Annotated in this window: 20 protein-coding genes; 9 read left to right on the forward strand and 11 right to left on the reverse strand. The window is 27.4% G+C overall.

Annotation, left to right across the window (positions count from 1 at the left end):
- The first annotated feature begins 100 nt into the window (after positions 1-100).
- Genes LXD69_RS14280 through LXD69_RS14290 form a run of 3 tightly spaced genes read left to right on the forward strand, consistent with a single transcriptional unit; the run spans position 101 to position 2,630 of the window.
- On the forward strand, positions 101-913 hold the full coding sequence (locus tag LXD69_RS14280; RefSeq protein WP_246915890.1) for a DUF5694 domain-containing protein: 813 nt from the start codon (positions 101-103) through the stop codon (positions 911-913).
- 60 nt (positions 914-973) lie between these two features.
- Entirely contained in the window at positions 974-1,594 is a 621-nt protein-coding gene (locus tag LXD69_RS14285) for an L-threonylcarbamoyladenylate synthase (protein WP_045967371.1), read from the forward strand.
- 13 nt (positions 1,595-1,607) lie between these two features.
- Positions 1,608-2,630, forward strand: a complete 1,023-nt coding sequence (locus LXD69_RS14290; protein ID WP_246915891.1) for a carboxypeptidase-like regulatory domain-containing protein — start codon at positions 1,608-1,610, stop codon at positions 2,628-2,630.
- A gap of 43 nt (positions 2,631-2,673) precedes the next feature.
- Here the strand turns inward: LXD69_RS14290 and LXD69_RS14295 are convergent, their stop codons facing one another.
- The 4 genes from LXD69_RS14295 to LXD69_RS14310 all read right to left on the reverse strand — a co-directional run bounded on the left by LXD69_RS14295 (position 2,674) and on the right by LXD69_RS14310 (position 5,938).
- A complete protein-coding gene (locus tag LXD69_RS14295) occupies positions 2,674-3,252 on the reverse strand; it encodes a chalcone isomerase family protein (RefSeq protein WP_045967369.1) in 579 nt (192 codons plus the stop codon).
- A 310-nt stretch (positions 3,253-3,562) separates the two neighbouring features.
- Positions 3,563-4,402 carry an OmpA/MotB family protein gene (locus LXD69_RS14300; RefSeq protein ID WP_045967368.1) on the reverse strand — a complete coding sequence of 280 codons (840 nt, stop codon included), beginning with the start codon at positions 4,400-4,402 and terminating at the stop codon, positions 3,563-3,565.
- A 76-nt stretch (positions 4,403-4,478) separates the two neighbouring features.
- Complete coding sequence (locus LXD69_RS14305) at positions 4,479-5,483, reverse strand: glycosyltransferase family 2 protein (protein WP_246915892.1); 1,005 nt, start codon at positions 5,481-5,483, stop codon at positions 4,479-4,481.
- Complete coding sequence (locus LXD69_RS14310; RefSeq protein ID WP_246915893.1) at positions 5,480-5,938, reverse strand: type I restriction enzyme HsdR N-terminal domain-containing protein; 459 nt, start codon at positions 5,936-5,938, stop codon at positions 5,480-5,482. Before LXD69_RS14310 ends, LXD69_RS14305 begins: the two co-directional genes overlap by 4 nt.
- Before the next feature lie 54 nt (positions 5,939-5,992).
- Here LXD69_RS14310 and holA point away from each other — a divergent pair, with 54 nt between their 5' ends.
- The gene (gene holA, locus LXD69_RS14315) at positions 5,993-6,994 is read left to right on the forward strand and encodes a DNA polymerase III subunit delta (protein ID WP_045967365.1); all 1,002 of its coding nucleotides are present in this window, start codon (positions 5,993-5,995) and stop codon (positions 6,992-6,994) included.
- A 41-nt stretch (positions 6,995-7,035) separates the two neighbouring features.
- Here holA and LXD69_RS14320 read toward each other — a convergent pair whose 3' ends face one another.
- Genes LXD69_RS14320 through LXD69_RS14330 form a run of 3 tightly spaced genes read right to left on the reverse strand, consistent with a single transcriptional unit; the run spans position 7,036 to position 13,237 of the window.
- On the reverse strand, positions 7,036-8,964 hold the full coding sequence (locus tag LXD69_RS14320) for an OmpA family protein (RefSeq protein WP_246915894.1): 1,929 nt from the start codon (positions 8,962-8,964) through the stop codon (positions 7,036-7,038).
- A gap of 12 nt (positions 8,965-8,976) precedes the next feature.
- Entirely contained in the window at positions 8,977-9,909 is a 933-nt protein-coding gene (locus LXD69_RS14325; protein WP_246915895.1) for a PorP/SprF family type IX secretion system membrane protein, read from the reverse strand.
- Between the two features lie 22 nt (positions 9,910-9,931).
- On the reverse strand, positions 9,932-13,237 hold the full coding sequence (locus tag LXD69_RS14330) for an Ig-like domain-containing protein (protein ID WP_246915896.1): 3,306 nt from the start codon (positions 13,235-13,237) through the stop codon (positions 9,932-9,934).
- Positions 13,238-13,650: 413 nt separating this feature from the next.
- Here LXD69_RS14330 and LXD69_RS14335 point away from each other — a divergent pair, with 413 nt between their 5' ends.
- The 4 genes from LXD69_RS14335 (at position 13,651) to LXD69_RS14350 (ending at position 19,571) form a co-directional block, all read left to right on the forward strand.
- Positions 13,651-13,833: a CAL67264 family membrane protein gene (locus LXD69_RS14335; protein WP_045967362.1), complete on the forward strand. Its 183-nt coding sequence runs from the start codon at positions 13,651-13,653 to the stop codon at positions 13,831-13,833.
- A gap of 216 nt (positions 13,834-14,049) precedes the next feature.
- Positions 14,050-15,240, forward strand: coding sequence for a T9SS type A sorting domain-containing protein (locus LXD69_RS14340; protein ID WP_246915897.1), 1,191 nt, complete (start codon positions 14,050-14,052; stop codon positions 15,238-15,240).
- 284 nt (positions 15,241-15,524) lie between these two features.
- Positions 15,525-17,219 (forward strand): energy-dependent translational throttle protein EttA, encoded by a 1,695-nt coding sequence (ettA, locus tag LXD69_RS14345; protein ID WP_246915898.1) that lies wholly within the window; start codon positions 15,525-15,527, stop codon positions 17,217-17,219.
- Between the two features lie 144 nt (positions 17,220-17,363).
- Entirely contained in the window at positions 17,364-19,571 is a 2,208-nt protein-coding gene (locus tag LXD69_RS14350; RefSeq protein ID WP_246915899.1) for a tetratricopeptide repeat-containing hybrid sensor histidine kinase/response regulator, read from the forward strand.
- Positions 19,572-19,580: 9 nt separating this feature from the next.
- Here LXD69_RS14350 and LXD69_RS14355 read toward each other — a convergent pair whose 3' ends face one another.
- Together LXD69_RS14355 and LXD69_RS14360 are read right to left on the reverse strand one after the other, a co-directional pair.
- Positions 19,581-20,831, reverse strand: coding sequence for a DEAD/DEAH box helicase (locus tag LXD69_RS14355; RefSeq protein ID WP_246915900.1), 1,251 nt, complete (start codon positions 20,829-20,831; stop codon positions 19,581-19,583).
- A 28-nt stretch (positions 20,832-20,859) separates the two neighbouring features.
- Positions 20,860-21,891 carry a formimidoylglutamase gene (locus LXD69_RS14360; RefSeq protein ID WP_246915901.1) on the reverse strand — a complete coding sequence of 344 codons (1,032 nt, stop codon included), beginning with the start codon at positions 21,889-21,891 and terminating at the stop codon, positions 20,860-20,862.
- 117 nt (positions 21,892-22,008) lie between these two features.
- On the opposite strand from LXD69_RS14360, the gene LXD69_RS14365 reads away from it, so the two are divergent.
- Complete coding sequence (locus tag LXD69_RS14365) at positions 22,009-22,893, forward strand: hypothetical protein (protein ID WP_045967357.1); 885 nt, start codon at positions 22,009-22,011, stop codon at positions 22,891-22,893.
- Between the two features lie 76 nt (positions 22,894-22,969).
- Here the strand turns inward: LXD69_RS14365 and LXD69_RS14370 are convergent, their stop codons facing one another.
- Together LXD69_RS14370 and LXD69_RS14375 are read right to left on the reverse strand one after the other, a co-directional pair.
- Entirely contained in the window at positions 22,970-23,551 is a 582-nt protein-coding gene (locus LXD69_RS14370) for a 3'-5' exonuclease (protein WP_246915902.1), read from the reverse strand.
- 30 nt (positions 23,552-23,581) lie between these two features.
- On the reverse strand, positions 23,582-25,501 hold the full coding sequence (locus tag LXD69_RS14375) for a DUF294 nucleotidyltransferase-like domain-containing protein (protein ID WP_045967355.1): 1,920 nt from the start codon (positions 25,499-25,501) through the stop codon (positions 23,582-23,584).
- Between the last annotated feature and the right edge of the window lie 86 nt (positions 25,502-25,587).

Here is a 25,587-nt window from a genome sequence, read left to right on the forward strand (position 1 = left end):
AAAAAGTGTTGACAGAATAAAATAAGGTGTTTATCGAAAAAATGAAGTATAGGGTTTAAATAATCTTCAACTTTGATTCAAACATTAAAAAAATAATATCATGAACAAAGTCATTTTCTTTATCGCATTTTTAGTAATTTCAAATGTTAAAGCACAGCAAAATATCTTTAAAGATAAATTTGATGATGCTATTCCAGTATTGAATTTCGGAACATTTCATATGGGATTCACTTCTGACGCTAATTCTGTAGATTTTGATGAAAACGATAAAAAAAATCAAAAAGAAGTGCATAAAATAGCAAAAATGATTGCAGAATTTAAACCTACTATCATCATTGTAGAAACTACACCCGATTTTAATGAAACATTACAGAAAGAATATGCCGAATATCTCAAAAATCCCAAAATAAAATTTAAAAATCCTTCTGAAATTGAACTTTTAGCTTATGAAGTAGGTCGTTTGAGTAGTGCAACTCGTATTTATGGAATTGATCATCATATGGGGTATAATTATAATATTCCAAATTATATTCCGAATAAAGTAAATGATCAAACCTACGAAAGGTATTTTCAATTAATAAATGAAGAAGAAAAAAAATTGAATTATGATAATCTTTCATTATTAGAAAAGTTAAAAATAGATAATAATCCACAATATTTAGATTTTTTAATTAACATTAATGCTGATATTTTGACTCATGTTTCTACTAAAGATAAATTTGAAGGAGCGGATGAAGCTGCAAAATTCTATCATAGAAATATCAGAATGTATTCTAATTTAAATCAGATTGATTTCAAGCCTGGTGACCGAGTTTTTATATTGATGGGAGCAACACATACGGCTTATTTTAATAATTTTATGAAGAGAAGTCCAAAATATCAGTTAGTAGATCCATTTTTATATTTAAAATAAGAAGTAAAAGACTTCTTTATTTCTGTGGAATTTTCGTAATTTGAGGAAAATTCCATAGAAATGGCAGAATTCATAAAAATATACGAAGACAAACCAAGTGAAGCAGCTATTAAAAAAGTAGTAAATGTTTTACGTAATGGGGGTTTAATTATTTATCCAACTGATACAGTTTATGGTCTTGGGTGCGATATTACAAACACAAAGGCGTTAGAACGCATTGCAAAAATTAAAGGAATTAAACTTGAAAAGGCTAATTTTTCTTTTATATGTAGTGATTTAAGTAATATATCAGATTATATAAAACAAATTGATACGTCAACGTTTAAAATATTAAAACGCGCTTTACCAGGACCTTATACTTTTATTTTACCTGGAAATAATGATTTACCAAAAGAATTTAGAAAAAAGAAAACAGTAGGTATTCGTGTTCCAAATAATAATATTGCATTACAAATAGTTCAAATGTTAGGAAACCCCATTGTTTCTACATCTATTCATGATGAAGATGAAGTTATAGAATATTCTACAGATCCAGAATTAATCTTTGAAAAATGGCAAAATAAAGTAGATTTAGTTATTGATGGTGGTTATGGCGATAATATTGCATCAACGATAATTGATTTATCAGGTTATGAACCAGAGGTAATAAGAGAAGGAAAAGGAAGTTTAGATATTCTTTAAGGCTTTTAGAATCATGAAGATATTTTTATTTTTTTTTATTCTTTTTAATAGTCCAATTATCGCACAAATAGTTGTTGAAGGAAAAGTTACAGACGAAGATAATATGCCAATATATGGTGCTTCTGTGTATGTAAATGGAACAACTATAGGAACTATGACCGATTCAAAAGGTGATTTTATATTGCATATTCCTAGTGAATTAAATACAGAAATAATTACCAGTTATATTGGGTATAAAACAACTTATTCAGTAATTCAAAAAAATAGTTTTAAATTAAATATTGTTCTAAAACAAAATGTTACTGAGTTAAAAGAGGTTGTATTGAGTCAAAATAAATTTTCGAGAAAACAAATGCTCGATATTTTTAGAAAGAACTTTTTAGGTACTACAAAAGCAGGTAAAAATGCTATAATTACAAATGAAGATGAAATTTATTTTGATTATAATAATGATAATTTTGTATTAACTGCATTTTCAGACAAACCATTACTTATTGATAATCCATATTTAGGATATAAAATTGAATATACACTTTTAGAATTTAGTACTACATTTTATAAATCAAGTATAAATATAAATGATGCAATAAGCAGTTCATTTGGAGGGTATTCGGTTTTTAAAGAAACAGAATTATCTAGTAAAATATCAAAGAGAAGAGAGAAAGCATATAAAGGTTCTTTTTTACATTTGTTTAGAAATTTAGCTCAAGAAAAATGGTCAAAAGATGAATTTTTATTATTTGAAGGTTCTTTTATGGTAAATTCTAAAGAGCATTTTAAAATAGAAAAAGATAGTAGTAAAAACATGAGTGAAGTTTTTGTGGAAAAACAAGACAGATTATTGCGTAAAAAAGGATTTATTGCTGAATTTAGTATTTTATATGATCAAAAAGAACAATCGAAAATATTTTTTTATACGTCTAAATTTTCTATCGATATATTTGGATTATTTACAGACTATGATAAAATTTATTTTTCTGGAGATATTACTAAAAGAAAAGTAGGCGATTTATTACCATCAAATTATGGTTTATAACAAAAAACACTTCAAGAAATTGAAGTGTTTTTTGTTGTTTATTTTATTTTCCTAGAAGCCTTCTTTTTAAAGTTTTATCTACAGCTCTTTCTTCAAGCCAAATTCCAAATAATGCTTTTCTAAAGTCTAAACCTTCAATTTCTCCTATTATATCATCGTTAAGAAAAACATAGGTTTTTTCATCATTCTGAGAATAGACAAATTCTACATATCCTTCAGCTTTTAATTCATTTTCAAAAAAGGACATAAACTTGTTTAATCGATCTCTTAAAGGATCTAAATCACCTTTATATGATTTTTCCATTCCTTCTTCAATCGCTTTTATTAGTTTTTGTCTAGTAACTAAAGTTGAAGTAATGTATAAACGAGTTGCAATGGTATTTTTAGAGTTTAAAATTTCATCTGCATTATCAGTCTTTTTTTCTAAGTAAAGAGCTTGTACATATAAATTAATCCACATTTTATCTCTAATTCCGTATCCATTCAATGACAATTTTGTTTTGTCATTTCCGTCTTTAACTTTAATTGATTTTTCAATTTTAATTCCGTCTATTTCAACATGTGACTGTGAAAAAAGTATTGAAGAAATAAATAGTGCAGTTAGTAAAAGTGTTTTTTTCATATTTTATTAAAAATTGGATTTAAAGGTAGTAAAAAAAAATATTTAACAAAAAAAATACCTTAATTTTGATGTATTATTAAAGAATAATTCTTTTTTTAACAAAAATAAGTTGTGTTTCAGTTTAATATTCTTGTTAAATTTTATAAAAAAAAACACCTCAAGTAATTGAAGTGTTTTTTTAGTTTTTAAAGTGTTTCAATATTATCCTCCTAAAAGTCGTGGCTTTAAAGTTTTATCTAACAGTATTTCTTAAAGCCAAATTCCAATTTTATATGGATATAAGTTCTATAAAGACTAAATTTAATTAGGATTATTTCTTTTCACTTAATGTTTTCATTTCCTTTTCAATCATATCATAGAATTGATCAATTTTAGGTAAAATGATAATTTTTGTTCTTCTATTTTTTGCTCTATTTGCTGGTGTATCATTTTCTACTAATGGAATATATGAACTTCTACCTGCTGGAATTAATTGTTTTGGATCAACTCCTAATTGGTTTTGTAATACTCTTACTATTGAAGTAGCTCTTTTAACAGATAAATCCCAATTGTCTAATAGTACATTGTTTTTAATTGGCACATTATCAGTATGTCCTTCTACCATACATTCAAAATCAGGTTTGCTATTGATAACTTTAGCCACTTTAGCTAAAACATCTTTTGCTCCATTACTTACTTCATAACTTCCCGATTTGAATAATAAATTATCAGCAATAGAAATAAATACTACTCCTTTTTCAACGTTTATATTAATATCTGGATCATTTAAACCAACTTCTTTTTTCAAGCTAGTAACTAAAGCAAGTGTTACACTATCTTTTTTAGTTAAAGCATCTTGTAATCTTGAAATTTTCAGATCCTTTTCTTTTAAACTCTCTAAAGATTTTTCTAAATTCTCAGCTCCTTTAGTAGTTAAAACAGTTAGTTCTTTTGAGCTATTTATTAAATCAGAATTATTCTTTTTAAGATATTCTAATTGACTTGTTATTGCTGATTTTTCGGTTAAACAATTATTTAATTTAACAGTTGCTGAATTTAGTAAATCTTGTATTTCTTTATTTTTCGCTTCCAACTCAGTGAATTTCTTTTTAGAAACACAAGACGTCATCAATAAAGCCAACACGGATAATGACAGAACGATTTTTTTCATTTTTTTTCATTTTTTTTAGTTATACAAATGTAGTTGAAATCATAATAGTATAATCAACCTTAGTTCTAAAATAAAGTTAATTATTATTAAAAATTTCTTTAAAGAAATGCTTCTTTAAAATAAAGTATTGATATATAATTGAGTTCGTTATATAATATTCTTTATTCTTTATTGATCTTCTCTTTTTAATATATTTAGGAAGCATTCTATAGAAAGAGAAGTGTGCTTTTATTATTGCTAAAACGTGAGTAAACTTTCCTTGTAATAAAAAACGTATTCCTGCAATTCCATCAAGAATTAGTCTTATGAACAAGATAATGAATAACTTATTTTTAGGCAAATTTTTTGTTAGCATACATAATGAATTTCTAAAATTTAAATATGTTTTTTTAGGATTTTGGATGCTTAATGTGGCTCCACCTACATGATAAACAGTTGATAAACCGCAATATTTGATAATATGATTATTATTTAAAGCTCTCCAACATAAATCAATTTCTTCCTGATGTGCAAAGAAGTCTTCATCAAAACCATTTAGTTCTTTATAAATGTCACTTTTAATAAAGAAACAAGCACCTGAAGCCCAAAAAATATTTATAACATCATTATATTGATTATTATCTTTCTCTAAGGTTTCAAAAATTCGTCCTCTACAAAAAGGAAAACCATATTTATCAATAAAACCACCAGCAGCTCCAGCGTATTCAAAATGGGTTTTATTTTTAAAATCTAAGATTTTTGGTTGAATTATAGCAGTCTTCGGTTCAGCATCAAAAATATCAATTATAGGTTGTAACCAGTTTTCAGTAACTTCAATGTCACTATTTACTAACGCAAGATAAGGCTCTTTTATTGTCTTTAAACCTTCATTATATCCTTTTGCAAATCCAAAATTGCCTGAATTTTCTATTATGTTAACAGAAGGAAAACCTTCTTTTAAAGTATTTATCGAATCATCAGTTGAATTATTATCAATAACATATATTGAAGCTTCATCTGAATATTGAATTACTGATGGAAGGAATTGTTTTAATAATGAAACTCCATTCCAATTTAGTATGACAACAGCTATTTTTTTCAATTTTTTTCAGTTTTTTTAAAATCGGGTAATTCTTTTAAAAAAGTATATTTTTCATTTTTAAAATCCATTATACAAAAGTAGTGATTAAGTCCGTTAGTAACCATTAAATACTCTGCTTTTAATACTAAATTATATTGTGCAATTTGATCAAATGTTTGCTGTTTTATGGTCACTTCTGGTGCTTTGCATTCTATTAAAAGATTAATGCTGCCACTAGAATTAAAAACAACAATATCATAGCGCTTATTTATATCATTTACTTTAACTAATTTTTCAACGTTTATATAAGATTTAGGATATTTCTTTTCTTGAATTAAATATTGAATAGTGTGTTGACGAACCCATTCTTCTGGAGTAAGAACAATAAATTTTTTTCTTATTTCATCAAAAATATAGGGTTTATTTTCACTATTTTTGAACCGAAACGAATACGTTGGAAAATTCAATTTTTGCATAGAGCAAATCTATAATCAATTTTACGAATATACAAATTAACAAATCCACATATTTTGGACGAAGTCATTCAAATTACTAAAGATATCAAAGCAGGAAATTTTAAACCTATTTATTTTTTTATGGGTGAGGAATCTTATTATATTGATAAACTTACTGAATATATTGAGAAAAATGTTTTGAGCGAAGAGGAAAAAGGATTTAATCAAGTTGTTTTATATGGTAGAGATACTACAATTGAAGATATTGTTTCAAATGCAAAGCGATATCCTATGATGGCCGAAAGACAAGTTGTTATAGTAAAAGAAGCGCAAGAATTATCTAGAACTATTGATAAATTAGAATCTTATATTGAAAATCCTCAACCTACAACAATCCTTGTTTTTGCATATAAATATAAAACGTTAGATAAAAGAAAAAAGGTAACTAAATTATTAGGAAAGTCAGGTATTTTATATGAAAGTAAAAAATTATATGAAAACCAGGTTGGCGATTGGATAAGACGTGTTTTATCAGGTCAAAATTATAATATTGAACCAAAAGCTGCTGCAATGTTAGTAGAGTTTTTAGGAACAGATTTGTCTAAAATAAGTAATGAATTAGATAAATTGAAAATTATATTACCAAAAGGACATACAATTTCGGCAAAAGATGTTGAAGAAAATATAGGAATAAGTAAAGATTATAATAATTTTGAATTGCGCAAAGCAATAGGAGAGAAGGATCAATTGAAAGCATATAAAATAATTAATTATTTTGCGCAAAACCCAAAAGATAATCCTATTGTTGTAACTACTGGACTTGTTTTTGGTTTTTTCTCTCAATTACTTCAATATCATGGTTTAAAAGATAAATCTAAAGCAAATGTGGCTAAAGTTTTAAAAGTGAATCCTTATTTTGTATCTGATTATGATGTTGCTATTCGAAATTATCCAATGAAAAAAGTAAGTGCAATTGTTTCTACTTTAAGAGGAATTGATGTTAAAAGTAAAGGTGTAGGAGCAAATATTTCGCAACACGATTTATTAAAAGAAATGTTGATTAACATATTTAATTAATACTAAAAGAGAGAGGTTTTAAGTCTCTCTCTTTTAATGTTTTATTTACTGACTATAATAAAATCGGAACGCCTATTAATTGAATGTCGTTCTTCTGTGCATTTTACACCATTTGGACAATTTTCTTTTAGTCTAGTTTCTCCATAACCAATAGCACTTTCAATACGTTCAGGACTTATTCCTCTTGCTATTAAATAAGTTTGAGTAGCTTTTGCTCTATTATCAGAAAGTTTTAAATTATGTGAATCTGAACCTCTAGAATCGGTGTGTGATTCTATTTTTATAACTACTTTAGGGAACTCAGTCATAACATAATATACTTTTTCTAGTTCACTTTCTGCTTGAGGAGTTATTGCAAATTTGTCTAAATCAAAATAAATAGGGTTTACTTTTATTTTTTCAACATTATCTTCTTTAACGACTAAACTTTCAAAGCTATTTAAATAAACGATATTGTTTTTAATATCTTTCGCTCCGTCATCTGTTTTTACCTGAACATTTTTAGAACTATAATTAGGTTTAGAAAAATTTAAATTATGCTCACTATTACAGGGTAATTGCACATTATAATATCCTAAACTATCCGATTTTACGTTTTGAACAGTATCTCCAAAATTATCTATAACTTTAATATTAGCATAAGGAATAGGTTTTTTAGTTGCTTCATCTAAAACATTTCCAGAATAATTTTGAAAGATAACTTCTTTTGTTTTTACGAAAGAATAGATATCATCATCTCCTTTTCCCATTGTTCTATTTGATGAAAAATAACCATCGCCAGTTTCTTTGTAGTATGTAAATGAGAAATCATCCATATTACTATTAATAGGAGACCCTAGATTTGTAGGAGTTGAAAATGAGTTTTTACTTTCAAGTTTTGATTCAAAAATATCTAATCCACCAATTCCATAATGTCCATCTGATGAGAAATATAATGTATTATTTACAAAATAGGGAAACATTTCTCTTCCAGCAGTATTAACAGAAGGTCCTGCATTAATAGGTGTGTTTATAGACCCATCTTCAAATATTTCAGCATAATAAATATCAGTACAACCATAACCACCAGGCATGTCTGAAACAAAGAATAAATATTTTCCTTTATCACATAGCGAAGGATGAGCACAAGAATAGTTTTCATCATTAAATTTTAGAGTTTCAATATCAACTATTTTGTTATCTACAATTGATCCTCTTAAAATTTCCATATTAGATAAACCGCTTTTGTTTGTTTTTATTTTACGTCTTTTTAAGTAATTAGAAGTAAAATATACTTTTTCTAAATCGTTTGAAAAAGCAACAGTTGCATCATGATAATCAGAGTTCAAATTATTTAAAAACAGTTTTACATTATCTACATTTCCTGTACCAATATTTTTTTCGGCTATATATGTATTTAAATAAGGTTGTTCATTCCAAGAGTATATTTTATTATTAAATTTAGAAGTATCTCTTGATGAATAAAATATTATTTTATTAGGGCCATATTTTACAGCTCCAAAATCGGACATTGGTGTGTTAATAGAAAGATTTGTAATTGTATATAACGTTTTCTTTTTATTTAAACTATCTAATTCTTTCTTTTGATATGCCAACATCTTTAGTTTGACAGGATTATTTTTGTAGTACTCCTTTAATAAATTATTAGCAGTATCATAGTCTCTGTTTGACTTTAAAGATTCAATGTATTTAATAAAGTTTACTTCAGCCATACTGCCTTGTTCTGCTTCATAGACTTTATCAAACCATTTTTTCGCATTTATATAATCATTTATATAAAAGTAACTATTAGCAATTCTAAAAACGGTTTCCTGACTATTTGCACCTTTATCTTCAATGGCTTTTTCATACATTTCAACTGCTTTTTTATATTGCATTGTCTTATAATATTTAGTTGCTTTATCTAAACTGGATTGTGAAAATAGGCTAATACTAAATAGAAATATTGCTGTTTGTATAATTTTTTTCATAGTAATAAAGGATTAAAAGAATCTAGGTGAACGAGCTAGTTTTGCTTTGTCATTTAAATTAAATTTTAAAATGATTTCATGTGAACCATCATTATATTTTTGTAAATCAGTAATAGAATGATCGTACGCATATCCTACAAATATTGAATTTGTTATTTGAAATCCTGCCAGAGCAGAAAACGCATCTGTAAATCGATATCCAGCACCTATTACAAATTTTTCGTTTATCATAAAGTTTGCAGATGCATCATAGGTAACGGGTGCTCCTTCAACTAGTTTTGCTAAGAAAGCAGGTTTAAATTTTAAACTAGGGGAAAGATCAAAAACATAGCCTCCTTGTAAGTAATAATGTGTTTTTCTCCTAATTATAGATTCTTTTATATCATCATACGATTCTGTGATTATAAAATTTGGAATTGATAAACCTAGATACCAATTTTCACCATATAAAAATCCTCCTGTGCCTATTATTAATCTTGTATTATTGTTTAAATTTTCATTAAAAGCATTGTCTGTTTGACTTCTATAAGTTCCTTTAGACCAATCAATATTTAATAAATTGAAACCTGCATTAATACCAAGTGATAAAATTGTTTTTTCACTCATTTTTATATGATATGCAAAATTCCCATTAAAATATTGTTGACTTTGTGGTCCAATTTTATCATTGATAACACTTAATCCTAGACCTGTGTATTCACCTAATTTACCATGAACGCCTAAAGATTGAGTTACTGGAGCTCCATCGATTCCAATCCATTGCGATCGATGAAGTAAAATTGCTTCAAGTCTTCCGTTTGTACCTGTATAACCAGGATTAATACTCATAGTATTGTACATATACTGTGTATACTGTGGTTGTTGTTGACCAAGTAGACTATTTTTACAAAATGTTATTAAAATTACGAGAAGAAATTTTCTTAATATATTGTTTGTTTTTTTCATACTTAAAATAGTTTACTTTGAATTATTTAGCAACGTATATCCATCCAGATTTTGATATATTTAATTCATCAACTTTTAATGAATAAAAATAAGTTCCAACTGGTACTGATTCGCCTTGTTTTATTACACCATTAACATTTGATATTCCATTCCATGTGTTCTGATATGATTTTGTTTCATAAACCATATTTCCATATCTATTGAATATTTCTAATTTGTTATTTGGGTAATTTTCAATACAATCAATTATGAAAAATTCGTTCTCTCCATCATTATTTGGTGAAAATTCATTATAAACCGTTAAGCAAATAACCATTACTTCTGCGATAGCTACATTATTATCAGGATTACTATCTACTGGATCAGAGTTTAATATTGTAGCTGTATTTGTAAAGTTTCCTGAAGCATTTATCGTTACAGTAATTTGTAAAGTGGCACTTTGTCCTGCTAATAATTGACTAATTAACCAAAGATTTGTTGATGAATCATAAGTCCCTATAGTAGTCGTATTAGAAACATAGTTATATCCTGATGGCAAATCTTCAAGTACTTCAATATTTTGGATGTCTGATGTTCCATTATTTGAAACAGTAATTGTGAAGACGATAGTTTCTCCAACTGCAATTTGCGAAACATTTGCAACTTTTGTAATTGTAAGGTCTGAACAAACAGTAATTGGAATATCTAATGAAGCAGAAGCTGTAGCACTACAAAGAGTAGCCCCTGAATATGTTACATTAACATTTCCTGTTGTTACTTCATTCCACTCTATGGTAACAAAATTTGATGAAGAGTCACCTCCAGAAGTAATTAAACCTCCTGTAACAGACCATTGATAATTAGTCATATTGGGTTCAGTAGTATATGTATATTCATTACTAAAACAAATATTTGCTGTTTCTCCATCTATTGTAGCATCACTTGTTGAATTTATAATAACAGTTACTTCTAATCTAACACTACTTTCACACGTTGTTCCAACAATTGCTGCGTAATACATTCCATTAGTAAGAAGTGTTGTAGGATCTAAAGGTGTTCCACCTGTGGAAGCAGTATACCATGCAATAGGAAATTCGTTTACTTGTATATCAGCTACAGTTGCATTTTGAGATACACAAAACTCTTGAGTCGTATCGTTAGTTGTAGGTGTTGCTTCATCAGAAATAGTTACAGTTACTTCTAATCTAACACTACTTTCACAAGTTGTTCCAACAATTGCTGCGTAATACATTCCATTAGTAAGAAGTGTTGTAGGATCTAAAGGTGTTCCACCTGTGGAAGCAGTATACCATGCAATAGGAGATTCGTTTACTTGTATATCAGCTACAGTTGCATTTTGAGATACACAAAATTCTTGAGTCGTATCGTTAGTTGTAGGTGTTGCTTCATCAGAAATAGTTACAGTTACTTCTAATCTAACACTACTTTCACAAGTTGTTCCAACAATTGCTGCGTAATACATTCCATTAGTAAGAAGTGTTGTAGGATCTAAAGGTGTTCCACCTGTGGAAGCAGTATACCATGCAATAGGAGATTCGTTCACTTGTATATCAGCTACAGTTGCATTTTGAGATACACAAAATTCTTGAGTCGTATCGTTAGTTGTAGGTGTTGCTTCATCAATGATAGTAATGATTACTTCTTTTAAATCGCCAGGGTTATTTGAACATTGGGTGTTAGAATCAGTAATACTTAAATAATAAGAAACAGGACTATCATTAGTTGTCAATCCGTTTATAGTTAGAACACCATTTGAATCGATAGAATATGTAATATTTCCATTAATCAATCCGTCAGTAATTTCATTTGTTGCATTTGCATCAAAATACCAATGAAAAGTTCCTGTAATTGTACTTGAAGAAGGAGTTATTACAACACTATTAATTGCGCATATTGGATTTTCATTTCCTGTTACAGATAAATTATTTCCTGTAGGTGCTGTATTAACATTTACAGTCACTTCAGTTCTTACAGATTCATCCGGACAGTTTGGATTTTTTGCAGCAGCATAAAAAGTTGTGGCTGTTGTAATTGCTGGAGTAATAAATGCTTCTCCAGAATTAACCATTCCTATTGGAGTTCCTCCAGAAGGCACATCATACCAGTAAATTTGTAAAGTTGAAGGATCAGCATGTGCAATTAAACTAGCTGAACTACCAGAACAAACAACTAAGTTTTGAGAACTAACATCAATAGTAGGTGCTGGAGGCGTTCTTGTAATATCAAATAAGTCTAATTTTTGAAAAGCAGAAACATTTAATAAAGCGGAATATTGAATAGTGATTCTATCCACTGCCATTCCTGGAGAATATGGTATACTTACAATCTCATTATTTTGTAAAAGAGTTAGTAAGTCTAAATTTAGTAATCCATTTAGTGATATTGAATTAGCTACATTGGCTCCATTGTATGAACTAATAGTTATATTATTAGCAACTCCAAGAGTAACTAAAGATGGATCTAATCTTAACCTTATATTAAAAACATCATTTGGATTTGATAATCCATCAAAATATACTGTTTGTTCAATTGATGCTGCTACATTTAAAATTCCTAAACTTAATTCAGAATATGAATTTAAATCAGAATCAATTACATTTTCTGGGTTATTTACACCCGCACCGCCTAATTCAATAAGATCTACTGTTAATCCACTTCCATTAAATGAAGTATATAAAGTATTTCCACATTCATTAGATTGTGATATATAATGAGCACTATAAACTTTTAAATTTTTAGTGTTATTTAACCCTAGGAGTGATCCAACTCTATTAGTTAATCGAATTCTATTATAAGGTTGATTGGGTGTAACTGCAAGAAAGTACTCGCCTAATTCATTAATTACAACTCTTAAACTAGGTGTAGCAAAAGCATTTGGTATTTGAGAACTTCCAGATCCTACGTTAATAATAGAATTGTTCATTTTTGCCTGAATAGTAAATTCTTGATTACCAATTAATACAATTCCAAGCACATCAGAAAGAATATTTCCTAAACTTCCTCCTAAAAGAACTTCTAGCAAGTTGTCATCTGATTCAATTTTCACATAAGATGTTGTGTTTGCAGGTAAAGTAGTTGGGAATTCAAGTTCAAGGTGCCCCGAGTAACTTCCTATTCCTACTGCAATTCCTGTACTTGCTCTTACTACTGCAAATGTAGTTTGGTCTAAGTCAGCAGCATTTCCACTATTGTCAACTTCACTTTCTGAAATAATTGATTGAGCGTAAACTAAAGTTTGAGCTTCAGAATAGCTAAGTTTAATCAGAAAAAAAAGCAGCGCAATAACTTTCCATTTTTCAAAACAATTTTTGAAGTAAAAATTTTCCATAAAAAAATATTGTTTAAGTTAATAAAAAATAGAGTTGTCCTTTATAAGAAAAAGGTAAAAAAAATGCCTAACAAGGTTTGAAATATTTATTATTAAAATAATTATACTAAACCTATCTGACATAAGCTCTTTTATTAGTTTTGTTTGTTCTTGATATGTAAATTTACGTATTTTTATGTTAAAACATTTACACTTTTATTATAATTAAAGTTAATTTTTTAATTAATTTACAATAAATTTACTATTAGAACATTAATTTAATAACAATATTCTTAATATTATTATTGTATACAAACACATTATTTTAAAATTAATAACCTTCATTTTTAAAACTCTTAATGAAAGAATAAGTCTACTCCTAAATATTAATAGAATTTGTATATTTGCTTTACTCAAATTTTTAAACTTAAATTATGGGAATGAATAAAAATACGGTATTAGCTTGGGCAACCTTTATAATGATTTTAATGGGATTACTTTTAATAGGGTTAGGTATTTATAGATATGCTGATATTGCAGGTTGGGGTTTTTCTGCTGTGGGAGTAGGCTTTTTTGCCATAGCATGGGTATTTAATGCCTTAAAGGGAAGAGTATAATTTTTTAGAGAAACAAATATGAAGTCGGTTATAAATAACCGACTTTTTTATTTTAATAGCTAAGAGGAGAGTTTTTAAGATGATTTTTTTAATTATATGTGTTGTTTTATTGGGTAATGAATTTTAGAATCGAATACATATCAGTAGATCGATTTAAATGGAGTATCCTGAAAAGCCAATTTAAAAATAGAGTAGGGTAAACAAACAAATAATAAAATGAAAAAATTATCAACCTTTTTAATCTTGTTTCTTTTTGTGCAACAAGTAAGTTTCTCTCAGTGTGCAAATGGAGATTGTAGCACTGCAAATATGGATTTTGAACCTAATGCTTATTTTGTGAGTAATGCCGATTGGCAAGCGTCACATGGAACACCATCTGTGAGTCCAAATAATGCATGGATGTGGTCTGCAAACGGAATTGGAGAAGGAATCAACTATCATTCCTATAATTTTGTTGCAGGTCGTCAATATTGCATAACAATAGTAGCAACAACAGTTGTTAGAGGAGGAGGTTTAGCCGATCCTAATGCACATTTTAAAATGATTGCCACTCAAGGTGATGTTATAGGTGGTGGAGGCACAGCTCTACCAGCTTTACCTTCACCAAATCAACTAATAGCTAATGAAAATTGGAATGCAACAGGACCTCCAAGTACAAATTCTTATACATATACTTTTACAGCTACAAATAATTTCGATAATTTATGGATTTATCCATATTCAAGTACAATGCCAGTTGTAGAATTAACTCTTAAAAGATTAATTATTTGTGATATAACTCCAGAACCTTGTGCTATTAAGTTTAAAATTGGTTTAAGCGAACAAGGAGGAGGAGATACAGCCATAACAGTTCAATCAGATCCAATTCCTTTAGGTGGTGTAGTTACTATGAATATAATCAAAAATGGTTCAAGTGTATATAATGGATTACCAATCAGCTATATTGGAACACCAGGTAACTATACAATATGTATGACATTAACTTTAAAGAGTGGTGTTAAGTGTACAAAATGTTTCGATTTCTGTATTGGTAAATGGTATGAAAAGGATAAATTATCAATAAATGAAGTAGAAGACATAATTTCAACTAAAACAAAAATTAAAGATTATAATCCATTCCCAGAAGAATTGAAAGAAAAAAACATTGAAGAATTATTTAAAAATGATGATGTTCAATTATTCCCAAACCCAAATACAGGAATATTTACGATTCAATCTAATAATGAAGTATTGATTGAAAGTATTACTATTGATAACTTGACTAATAATAGATTAGTTAAATTGATTAAACCACAAACAACTTCTGTTAATATAGATTTATCTAAAGAAGACGCAGGTATATATATTGCTAAAATTAAATTCAGAGATGGAACTACTATCAATAAAAAAATTATTATAAAAAAATAGAAATAGTTTTAGATCAAATTAATTTCATAAAGCGATTCTAAATTCAATTATTTTAAACGAATAACAACATTTACTATTCAAAAAGAAAATGTCTGTTTTTTCAGGCATCTTCTTCGTTTTGCTCTAAATTTAACGCAATATAGCCATTGATTTTTTTAAATTTTAAGCCTATATTTGTACACGTATTAAGTATTTTTTAAATAGTTGAGGATGATTCTAATTTTTATTAAATATCTTAATTTAAAAGAACACTCATATTAATATTTTAAATTAATAAAAAAACAATGTCAGACGATAAAAAAGTGATTTTTTCAATGTCTAAAGTAAACAAAATTTACTCTAGTACTAATAAACAAGTTTTAAAAGATATTTATTTAAGCTTTTTTTATGGAGCTAAAATAGGTATTCTTGGTCTAAATGGATCTGGAAAATCTTCGTTATTAAAAATTATAGCAGGTTTAGATAAAAATTATCAAGGAGATGTTGTATTTGCTCCAAACTATACTGTTGGTTATTTAGAACAAGAACCACAATTAGATGAAACAAAAACAGTAATTGAGATTGTTAGAGAAGGAGCCGCAGAAATTTATGCGCTTTTAGATGAATTTAATAAAATTAATGATAGTTTTGGCTTACCAGAAGTTTATGAAGATGCTGATAAAATGCAGAAGCTTATGGATCGTCAAGCAGAACTACAAGATAAGATTGATGCAGCAGGAGCATGGGAAATTGATAATAAACTAGAAGTAGCAATGGATGCGCTTCGAACACCTGATAGTGATACACCAATTAGTGTTCTTTCAGGAGGAGAAAAACGTCGTGTGGCTTTATGTAGGCTGTTATTACAACAACCAGATGTATTACTATTAGATGAGCCAACTAACCACTTAGATGCAGAATCAGTACTTTGGTTAGAGCAACATTTACAACAATATGCAGGAACAGTAATTGCAGTAACTCACGATAGATATTTCTTAGATAATGTTGCTGGATGGATATTGGAATTAGATAGAGGTGAAGGTATTCCATGGAAAGGAAACTATTCTTCTTGGTTAGATCAAAAATCAAAAAGAATGGAACAAGAAGAAAAAACAGCTTCAAAACGTAGAAAAACACTAGAACGAGAATTAGATTGGGTTCGACAAGGTGCAAAAGGAAGACAAACAAAACAAAAAGCTCGTCTTCAAAACTATGACAAACTTTTAAATGAAGATCAAAAAGTATTAGATGAGAAATTAGAAATTTACATACCAAATGGACCTCGTTTAGGAACAAATGTAATAGAAGCAAAAAATGTAGCTAAAGCATTTGGAGATAAATTATTGTATGATGATTTAAATTTTACACTTCCTCAAGCTGGAATTGTTGGAATCATAGGTCCAAATGGAGCTGGTAAATCTACTATTTTTAAAATGATTATGGGAGAACAACAACCAGATGGAGGAGAATTTTTAATTGGGGATACAGTTAAAATTGCTTACGTAGATCAATCACATTCCGATATTGACCCAGATAAATCAATTTATGAAAACTTTTGTGATGGACAAGAATTAATGATGATGGGAGGAAGACAAGTGAACTCTAGAGCTTACTTATCACGTTTTAATTTCGGAGGAAGTGATCAAAATAAAAAAGTAGCAACACTTTCTGGAGGTGAACGAAATCGTTTACATTTAGCCATGACACTAAAAGAAGAAGGTAATGTTTTATTATTAGATGAGCCAACAAATGATTTGGACATTAATACTTTAAGAGCTTTAGAAGAAGGTTTAGAAAATTTTGCTGGTTGTGCTGTAATAATCTCTCACGATAGATGGTTTTTAGATAGAGTATGTACACATATTTTAGCTTTTGAAGGAGAATCACAAGTATATTATTTCGAAGGAAGTTTTTCTGATTATGAAGAAAATAAGAAAAAGCGACTAGGTAAAGAAGTTACACCTACAAGAATTAAGTATAAAAAGTTAATACGAAACTAATATTTAAAATGATAAAAAAAGCCATCAATCTAGTTATTTAAACAGTAATTGATGGTTTTTTTATTTTTGAATATAGATATTAGTATGATATTTATTATATTTAAATAAAAAATAAGCAGTTAAGTATCTTAAAAATCTTCTCAAATGAAAAACTATTTAAAAACTATACTTATATTCTTCAGTTTAGTTTTTTCAATTGTAGTTTTTTCTCAAGATACAATCTCTTCAAATAAAGAAATTCACAAACTCTTACAAACTGCTGGAAAACAATTAAATACATTAGAAACGGATTTATCATTGCAAAATGCTAAAAAAGCACTTGCACTTGCTATAAATATTGAAGATAACGTATCAATAGCTAAATCATATAATTATATAGGCTTAAATATTGTAGAACATAGTGATTATGAAAAAGCGATTGAATATTTCAAAAAAGGTATTTTTTATGCTAATAAAACAAAAAATGATACTATAAAAAGTTGGATATATAATAATTTAGGAAATTTATATTCTTACAATAAGAACGAATATGAAAAGGCTATTAAATATTATTTATTATCATTAAAATATGCTAAAAAAGTTAGTATTGTTGAACTGACCTATAATAAAATTAATATTGCAGGTACTTATTTTGAAATTAATGAGTTTGAAAAAGGAAAAAAATATTTAAATAGTATAAAATTAGATATTACTCCTTTGAAAAAAGAGTATGAAGCACAATTTTTATATTATAGTTTAAATGCAGATTATTATTTGGAGAAAAATAATTTAAAACTTGCAGAACAAAATTATTTAAAGGCATTGAGTATTTGTTCACCAAAACCTAAAGATTTTTACATTCAACATGAAATTGACATAAATGAAAGTCTTTCAGATTTTTATTCTAAACTGAAACAGTATGAAAAAGCCTATTATTATTTAAATATTTCTGATTCATTAAAAGAAGTAAATTATGATGATAGTAAAAACAGAAAAGTTAAACTTTTAGGTCAGCAAATAGAGCAGGAAGAAATAGAAAGAGAATTATTAAAAGTAGAAGCAGAGAAAAAAATTCAAGATCAAAAACTTCTAAATATTAAAATTTTTATAATTCTTATCTGTTTAATTTTTTTAGCTACATTAATCATTTTATACTCACAATTTAAGATTAATAAGATTCGAACAAAATCAAATATTGAACTTAAAAAAGCAAATGAAGAATTAAAAATTGCTAAAGAAAAAGCAGAAGAAGCTTCAAAATTAAAATCTCAGTTTGTATCAACTGTAAGCCATGAATTAAGAACACCTTTATATGGAGTTATTGGTATTACCGATATAATCGAACTAGAGCATAAAGAATTAGAAAACAGCCAACATTTAAGAGCATTAAAATTTTCTGCAAAATATTTATTGTCGCTTGTAAATGATATTTTAAAGGTTTACAAGTTTGAAGAAAATCAAGTTTTTTTAGAAAATAATTTATTTCACTTACAAGATAGATTAGAGACAATTAAAGATTCAATTAATAATATTGCATTAAAACACAATAATAAAATTATAATTAGTGTAGATGAAAAAATACCTGAATATATAATAGGAGATAGTATAAGATTATCACAAATTATTATAAACTTAATGAGTAATTCTTTAAAGTTTACAAATAATGGAAAAATAGAAATTAAGGCTCAATTAGCTAAAGTTGTTAAAGATGTATTTTATATTGAATTTAAAGTAATTGATACAGGTATAGGAATTCCTAAAAAGTATCAAGATAAAGTTTTTGAAAAATTTGTTCAAATTGATAGGAGAGAAGATGATTATCAAGGAACAGGTTTAGGACTTACGATTGTTAAAAGACTTATAGACTTATTTAAAGGAGAAATAAAATTAGAAAGTGAAGAAAATATAGGAACTACATTTACATTCACAATTCCATTTGAATCTGGTGAAAAAGAGAAAAATGAATTCATAAAAAATATTAATGTTGATTTAAGCCAACCTAAGATTTATAATGTTTTAATTGTTGAAGACAATAAAATCAATCAAATTGTAACAAAAAAACTACTTGAAAATTATAAACTAGCTTGTCAAATTGCTGAAGATGGCTTTGTAGCATTAGAATTATTAGAGCATCAAAAATTTGACATTATATTAATGGATATTAATATGCCAAAAATTAATGGATTTGAAACTACAAAACTCATCAGACAAAAAGGGTATACATTACCTATAATTGCTGTAACTGCTTTTGAAAAAGAAGAAGTTGAAGAAAAAGCAAAAAGTTCAGGTATAAACGATATCATTGCAAAACCCTTTGATGCAAAGCAATTATTTCAAATGATAAAATTAAATATAAATATTAGATCAAAATAAATTAGTATTTTAATACCAACGTTTCTTGTTCTTTTTAGAATTATCTGATTTTCTAGATTTATTATTAGAAGATTTATTTTTATTTCTCAAATCAGGTTTCTGACCTTCCTTTTTTTCTTCTTCTTTCCAAGGATATGGATGATCTTCAACCACTTTGATTTTCATTCTAATTAGCTTTTCAATATCTTGCCAATATGCTTTTTCATCTTTTCCACAAAAAGAAATGGCTAAACCAGAGTTTCCAGCTCTTCCTGTTCGTCCAATTCTATGAACATAAGTTTCAGATATATTTGGAATATCAAAGTTAATTACAAAAGGTAAATTTTCAATATCAATTCCACGAGCCGCAATATCTGTAGCAACTAAAACAGGAATTTCTTGATTTTTAAAGCTTTCTAAAACACGTTGTCTTGCATTTTGAGATTTATCTCCATGAATAGCTCCAGATTCAACACCGTTCTTTTTTAAAGCTTTAACAACATTGTCAGCACCATGCTTTGTTCTTGTAAATACTAACACGTTTTTAATTCCATCATTTCTAATTAAATGATAGAGTAAGTTTCTTTTATCAGATTTATCAACAAAATATACTTTTTGACTAACATTTTCTGCTGTACTAGAAATTGGAGCTACTGAAACATACTTAGGATTAGTTAAAAAACTATCTGCTAATTCTCTTATTGCAAAAGGCATTGTTGCAGAAAATAATAATGTTTGTCTATTATCAGGAGTAAGTTTAATTATCTTTTTTACATCATTAATAAATCCCATATCGAGCATTTGATCTGCTTCATCTAAAACTAATTGATGCATGTGATTTAAATCTATAAATCCTTGCTTGTATAAATCTAATAATCTTCCTGGAGTAGCTATTAAAATATCTACACCTTTTTTTAATTGATCAACTTGAGGAATTTGATTAACACCACCAAAAATAACTAAAGACTTTATATTAGTATATTTTCCATAAGTATTAAAACTTTCTCCTATTTGTATAGCTAATTCACGAGTAGGTGTAATAACTAAAGTTCTAATTCTTTTTACTTTTTTTGCTGAACCAACAATTTTGTGTATTAACTGTATAATTGGTATCGCAAAAGCGGCTGTTTTTCCTGTTCCTGTTTGCGCACAAGCAACTAAATCTTGTTCTGCTAATATTTCAGGAATAGCTTGCTCTTGAATAGGTGTTGGGTTTTCATATCCTTCTTCTTTTAGAGCTTCTTGTATATTGCTAATTAAATGTAGATCTTTAAATGTCATAATTATCTGTTTCAGATGATTTTTTAAATTATAATGTTTTGCTTTTAATAAAATCGGTTATTAAATAAGCAATTAATTTGCCAGTTAAATGGCTGTTGTTTGTTAAATCTAATTCAGGAGCACCTTCGCATATATGTAAGTATGAAGCGTTTTTATGCTTTCCAAAAAAATGAACATACTCACGAGCTTGTTGAACACTAAAACCACTTAATGTCATAGCACTTGAATAAATATTTGGAATAGCATCTAAATCTAACTCTATTCCGTATGGATCTTGTTTTATAAATTGGAATGCTTCTTCTAATTGTGAAGAAAAAGTTTTTTGTTTTCTAACCTCAATTTCTTCGTAAGATACATATTTTACTCTAGAATCTAACTCTTTTAAGGTATTAAAGACGCTTTTTGATACAAAATTTTCATGCAAACCAAAAACAAAATATTTTTTTAAAAATCCTTCTTCAAAAGCATAACTAAAGCCATTTCCAGAATGTCTTCCCTCTAAAATTCTAAAATCGGTATGCGCATCAAAATTTATAGCATTTACAGGTTTTCCTTTTGCAAGAGCTAATCCTTTTATATTTCCGTAAGCATTATTATGTCCACCACCAATAATTATAGGTGTTTTTCCCGCTTTAATTATTTGATGAATTATGTGAGATACTTCTTTATCAATTTTTTCAACAATTTGGAAAAGTCTTTTTTTGTGATCTTTAATAGATGGTTTCAACTCTCTTGCTTCATTCATTTCTTTAATGACATCGAGTTGACCTAATATTAATAAGTTAGTTCCTTTACAAAACTTATTATGTTGAATATTTACAAGACTTTTTAATGCGCTTTCATAAGCAGAAGCCGTACCAGCTCTTCCTAAATTTGCTTTAACACCAATATCTTCTGGAATACCAAAAATAACAAAATTGGCATCACATGAAGTCATAAAGTTAATAGCATTTTCACCTACTGGAACTGTTAATACCTTCTCTCCAAACTTTACTTCACCACTTCTATGGTTTGTAATTTCAGCCAAATCTTTAATAGTTAATAATTTAATGTTTTCCATTTCTTAAAAAATTTCACTCCAAAAATACTATTTTAAAATAACTTTCGTTGTTACATTGTAAAATACTTTAGAAATTGTACATTTGTTAAAATAAATTAAAAAAGTAAACAAACATTTATGGAAAATAAGGGAAATAATTCAGGTTTAAAAGCAGCAATCGTTGTATTAGCATTATTATTATTGGGAAGTATAGGTTATATCTATAAATTATCCTCAGATAATAAAGAACAGTTAACATTATTAACAACAGAAAAAGCATCATTAGAAGATGATATTAGATCTAGAATTGCTGAGTTAGAAAGCATGTCTAGTGAAAATACAGCTTTAAAAGGGGATATTGATGCTCAAAAAGAAGAAATGACAAAACTTTTAGATGAGTTAGAAAAATCTAAAGGTGATGTAGCTGCCATGACTAGATATAAAAATGAATATTTTCGTTTAAAAAGAGAAATGGATAATCTTGTTGCAGAAAATAAGTTATTAAAAGAACAAAATGTTTCTTTAACATCTAGCTTAGACAGTACAAGTACTGCTTTAGATGAGTCAAGAAAATTCACAGACACTCTTTTAGTTCAAAACAATAACTTGACTAAAACTATTGAAAAAGCTTCTAAACTTGCAGTTTTAAATTTAAATGTTTTAGCATTAAAAGAAAGAAGTTCAGGAAAACAAGTTGAAACAAGTAAAGCAAGTAGAGCTAATAAATTAAAAGTTAGTTTCTTAATTGCTGAAAACCAAATTGCTCAGTCTGGAGATAGAAAATATTACGTTCAAATAATTGATAGTAAAAATAATATTTTAGGAGAAAAAACAACTATTGATATGGGAACTGAAGGACAATCATTAACATATAGTTTTGTTTCAACTGTAAAATATGAAAATAAATCTGTTCAAGTGAATCAAGAACTTGCAGGTGAAAACTTTGAAGCAGGAACTTATTTTGTAAATATATTTAGTCCTAATGGAGAAAATGTATCTAAAACAAGTTTTGTATTAAGATAATTAACAAAAAGAATAAACATAAAAAATGGATGTGTTAAATACACATCCATTTTTTTTTATACAATTTTTAAAATATTTAGATACCTAATTTTCTTTTCAATTTTAAAAAAATCAAAGACATTATATAGCTATCTCCACTAGAAGTGTGTCTTTCTGTTTTTCTAATTTTATAGATATCACATAGTTCATCAAGTGAAGTATAATGATTTTCAGGTAAACCTTTTAATTTTTGATACATGATATTTATATCCATGTATTGATTTTTAAGCTTTCCAACATTTAATCTGCCAAGAGCATGATTTATCATTTCTATATCAGAATCAATATTATGACCAACGAGTGTTGCATTTTTGATAAAACTTAAAAATTGAATAATAGCTTCAGCTTCAACTACTTTTTCTTCTTTACCTTCTTTTAAAATACCATGATATGGAACACTTTCAGGATTAAAAATACTTTGTTCTATAAACAATTCTATAAAATCGCTTATTAGTACAGTATTTTCATTAGCTCCAATTGCACTTATAGATAAAATTCTATCATTTTCTATATCTAAACCTGTAATTTCTAAATCAAAAATAACATATCTATTTAAATCTTGCTTATTTTCAAAATGCGAAAGGTATTCTTCCCAGAATTTAGGATAATCTTTTAGCATATTTTTAAAAAAAGGAATTTCCATTACTAATTAAGTAAAATAAGTGAGTTTAAATTTATTTTTTATAAGCTCTTGAACATGAGTTATAGGTTGAAAAGAGTTTTTGAGTTTTACTTTATCTAGTTTTGATAAATCTTTCAAATTAAGATAATTACCATCTGAATTATATAATAATCCTTCTTCTGTTCTAAATTTAATTAATTCTAAGAACGCTTCTTCGCAAGCCTCATAAATACTAGCATTTGCAGGTTCAATTTCTGCTAATTTAGCAAATCGAGAAGCGGTATTATTTATATTTCGTATACCATGACTTAAAATCATTATTCGAGCAGCATCAATAAGCTGTAATAAAGCTCTACTTTTAATATCAAAAGTGTCTTTATGTTCACCATCACTTTCTACTAAAAATTGCCTAAAAAAACCTAATGGAGGCGGATTTTTCAAAGCATCAGCTCCTAAATAGGCTAAAAATAATTGATTGTCAATAATGTTTTCAAAAATAGTATCCGTTATATCGTGAATTAAATTTTCATCTCCATATACAAAATCATAATCAAAAAAGACAGTGCTTATTACGGCCTTTTTCTCTCTAGGATTTAATATCCAACTTTTAAATTGGTTTTTCCAATCGGTTAAAGATTTACACCATAAAGGATTATTAGCCATCATATCATCTTTACAATATTCATAGCCAATTTTATTTAATTTATTTGTGACTATTTTACCTAATACTAAAAAGTATTTTTTTACTTCATCATATCTTTCGTCACTAACATCTTCAAAAATAATTGCATTATCCTGATCAGATAATAATAATTGTTCTTTTCTTCCTTGACTACCAATATTAATCCAAGAAAACGACGATGGAGGAGGAGTACCTATTTTTTCAATTGCTTGTTCAATTGCTCTTTTAGTTATAGCAATATTAATTTCTCCAACAATGGAACAAATATGTTTAATAGGAATGTTTTTATCAATAGAATGTTGAATTAAATTTGAAACTTTTTCTCTGACAATCTTTAAATCACGTGTATTTTGTGCTCGTTTTGTTTGTTTTAATAATACTCCAGGATTATTTGCTTGTGCTACAACAATATCATGCTCTGATATTATACCTGTTATTTCAGATAATGTTGTTCCGTCTTTAGTGACACATAAATGACCTATATTATATTTTAACATCATCATTTGAGCTTCAACAATTGAAATGTTTTCGGCTACAGTTATTACTGGAGATGACATAATTTTATTTATAGGAGTATCTATTGTAAAAAGGCCTGTTGCAATTTTTGATCGTAAATCTTTATCTGTTATAATACCAATGGGTAAACGATTTTCATGAACAAGAATACTACCAATTTTTCTACTAGACATCATTTGAGCAACATGTTTAACAATGTCTGTAGAAGTTGTTATTATTGGATTTTTAGTATAATGAATAGGTTGATAATATTGAATTTCATTTGTTCCTTCACTATAAATCACATTTTCGGATAGCAGTTTTCCTTTATGATTCTTATCTAATGGATTTCTTGTATTTGAAGCAAAACTTTGAAGCAAAAAATTTAAAACATTTGTATTTTGCATTGCTATTGGCTTAAAAACAGCAATAGGGATTGAATATACAATACTTTCTTCTCTAGCTTTGGCATTCATTAGATAATTATCTTTTGCAAAAAAGGGCCTTAATCCTAAAATATCTCCTTCATCACATTTGTCAACCAAAATATCATCAGAATCAGATGTAATAGTAAGTCCTATTGCTCCAGAAGCAACTACATAGAAAGTATCATGAGTTTGATCATTTACTTTAAATAAATAATCATTTTTTTCAAGATAAAGAACATGTATATTCTTAGCAATTTCAAATAAATCACTATGTTTTATACTTGTAAACGGATGATATCGCTTTAAAAAGTCTGAAATACGTTCTGCAATAGGATTCTTCATTATTAATGATAATTACAACGAATTTACAAATAAATAGATTATTCAAAACATTTTTTAATTAAAAAATATTGCAATTTTAATCTATA

The organism is Flavobacterium sediminilitoris (assembly GCF_023008245.1).
GTDB lineage: Bacteria > Bacteroidota > Bacteroidia > Flavobacteriales > Flavobacteriaceae > Flavobacterium > Flavobacterium sediminilitoris.

Bases quoted from the DNA above. Each gene is read 5' to 3' on its own strand.
- LXD69_RS14280 (WP_246915890.1), top strand. From the start codon at position 101: ATGAACAAAGTCATTTTCTTTATCGCATTTTTAGTAATTTCAAATGTT.
- LXD69_RS14285 (WP_045967371.1), top strand. From the start codon at position 974: ATGGCAGAATTCATAAAAATATACGAAGACAAACCAAGTGAAGCAGCT.
- LXD69_RS14290 (WP_246915891.1), top strand. From the start codon at position 1,608: ATGAAGATATTTTTATTTTTTTTTATTCTTTTTAATAGTCCAATTATC.
- LXD69_RS14295 (WP_045967369.1), bottom strand. From the start codon at position 3,252: ATGAAAAAAACACTTTTACTAACTGCACTATTTATTTCTTCAATACTT.
- LXD69_RS14300 (WP_045967368.1), bottom strand. From the start codon at position 4,402: ATGAAAAAAATCGTTCTGTCATTATCCGTGTTGGCTTTATTGATGACG.
- LXD69_RS14310 (WP_246915893.1), bottom strand. From the start codon at position 5,938: ATGCAAAAATTGAATTTTCCAACGTATTCGTTTCGGTTCAAAAATAGT.
- LXD69_RS14320 (WP_246915894.1), bottom strand. From the start codon at position 8,964: ATGAAAAAAATTATACAAACAGCAATATTTCTATTTAGTATTAGCCTA.
- LXD69_RS14325 (WP_246915895.1), bottom strand. From the start codon at position 9,909: ATGAAAAAAACAAACAATATATTAAGAAAATTTCTTCTCGTAATTTTA.
- LXD69_RS14330 (WP_246915896.1), bottom strand. From the start codon at position 13,237: ATGGAAAATTTTTACTTCAAAAATTGTTTTGAAAAATGGAAAGTTATT.
- LXD69_RS14335 (WP_045967362.1), top strand. From the start codon at position 13,651: ATGGGAATGAATAAAAATACGGTATTAGCTTGGGCAACCTTTATAATG.
- LXD69_RS14340 (WP_246915897.1), top strand. From the start codon at position 14,050: ATGAAAAAATTATCAACCTTTTTAATCTTGTTTCTTTTTGTGCAACAA.
- ettA (WP_246915898.1), top strand. From the start codon at position 15,525: ATGTCAGACGATAAAAAAGTGATTTTTTCAATGTCTAAAGTAAACAAA.
- LXD69_RS14350 (WP_246915899.1), top strand. From the start codon at position 17,364: ATGAAAAACTATTTAAAAACTATACTTATATTCTTCAGTTTAGTTTTT.
- LXD69_RS14355 (WP_246915900.1), bottom strand. From the start codon at position 20,831: ATGACATTTAAAGATCTACATTTAATTAGCAATATACAAGAAGCTCTA.
- LXD69_RS14360 (WP_246915901.1), bottom strand. From the start codon at position 21,891: ATGGAAAACATTAAATTATTAACTATTAAAGATTTGGCTGAAATTACA.
- LXD69_RS14365 (WP_045967357.1), top strand. From the start codon at position 22,009: ATGGAAAATAAGGGAAATAATTCAGGTTTAAAAGCAGCAATCGTTGTA.
- LXD69_RS14370 (WP_246915902.1), bottom strand. From the start codon at position 23,551: ATGCTAAAAGATTATCCTAAATTCTGGGAAGAATACCTTTCGCATTTT.
- LXD69_RS14375 (WP_045967355.1), bottom strand. From the start codon at position 25,501: ATGAAGAATCCTATTGCAGAACGTATTTCAGACTTTTTAAAGCGATAT.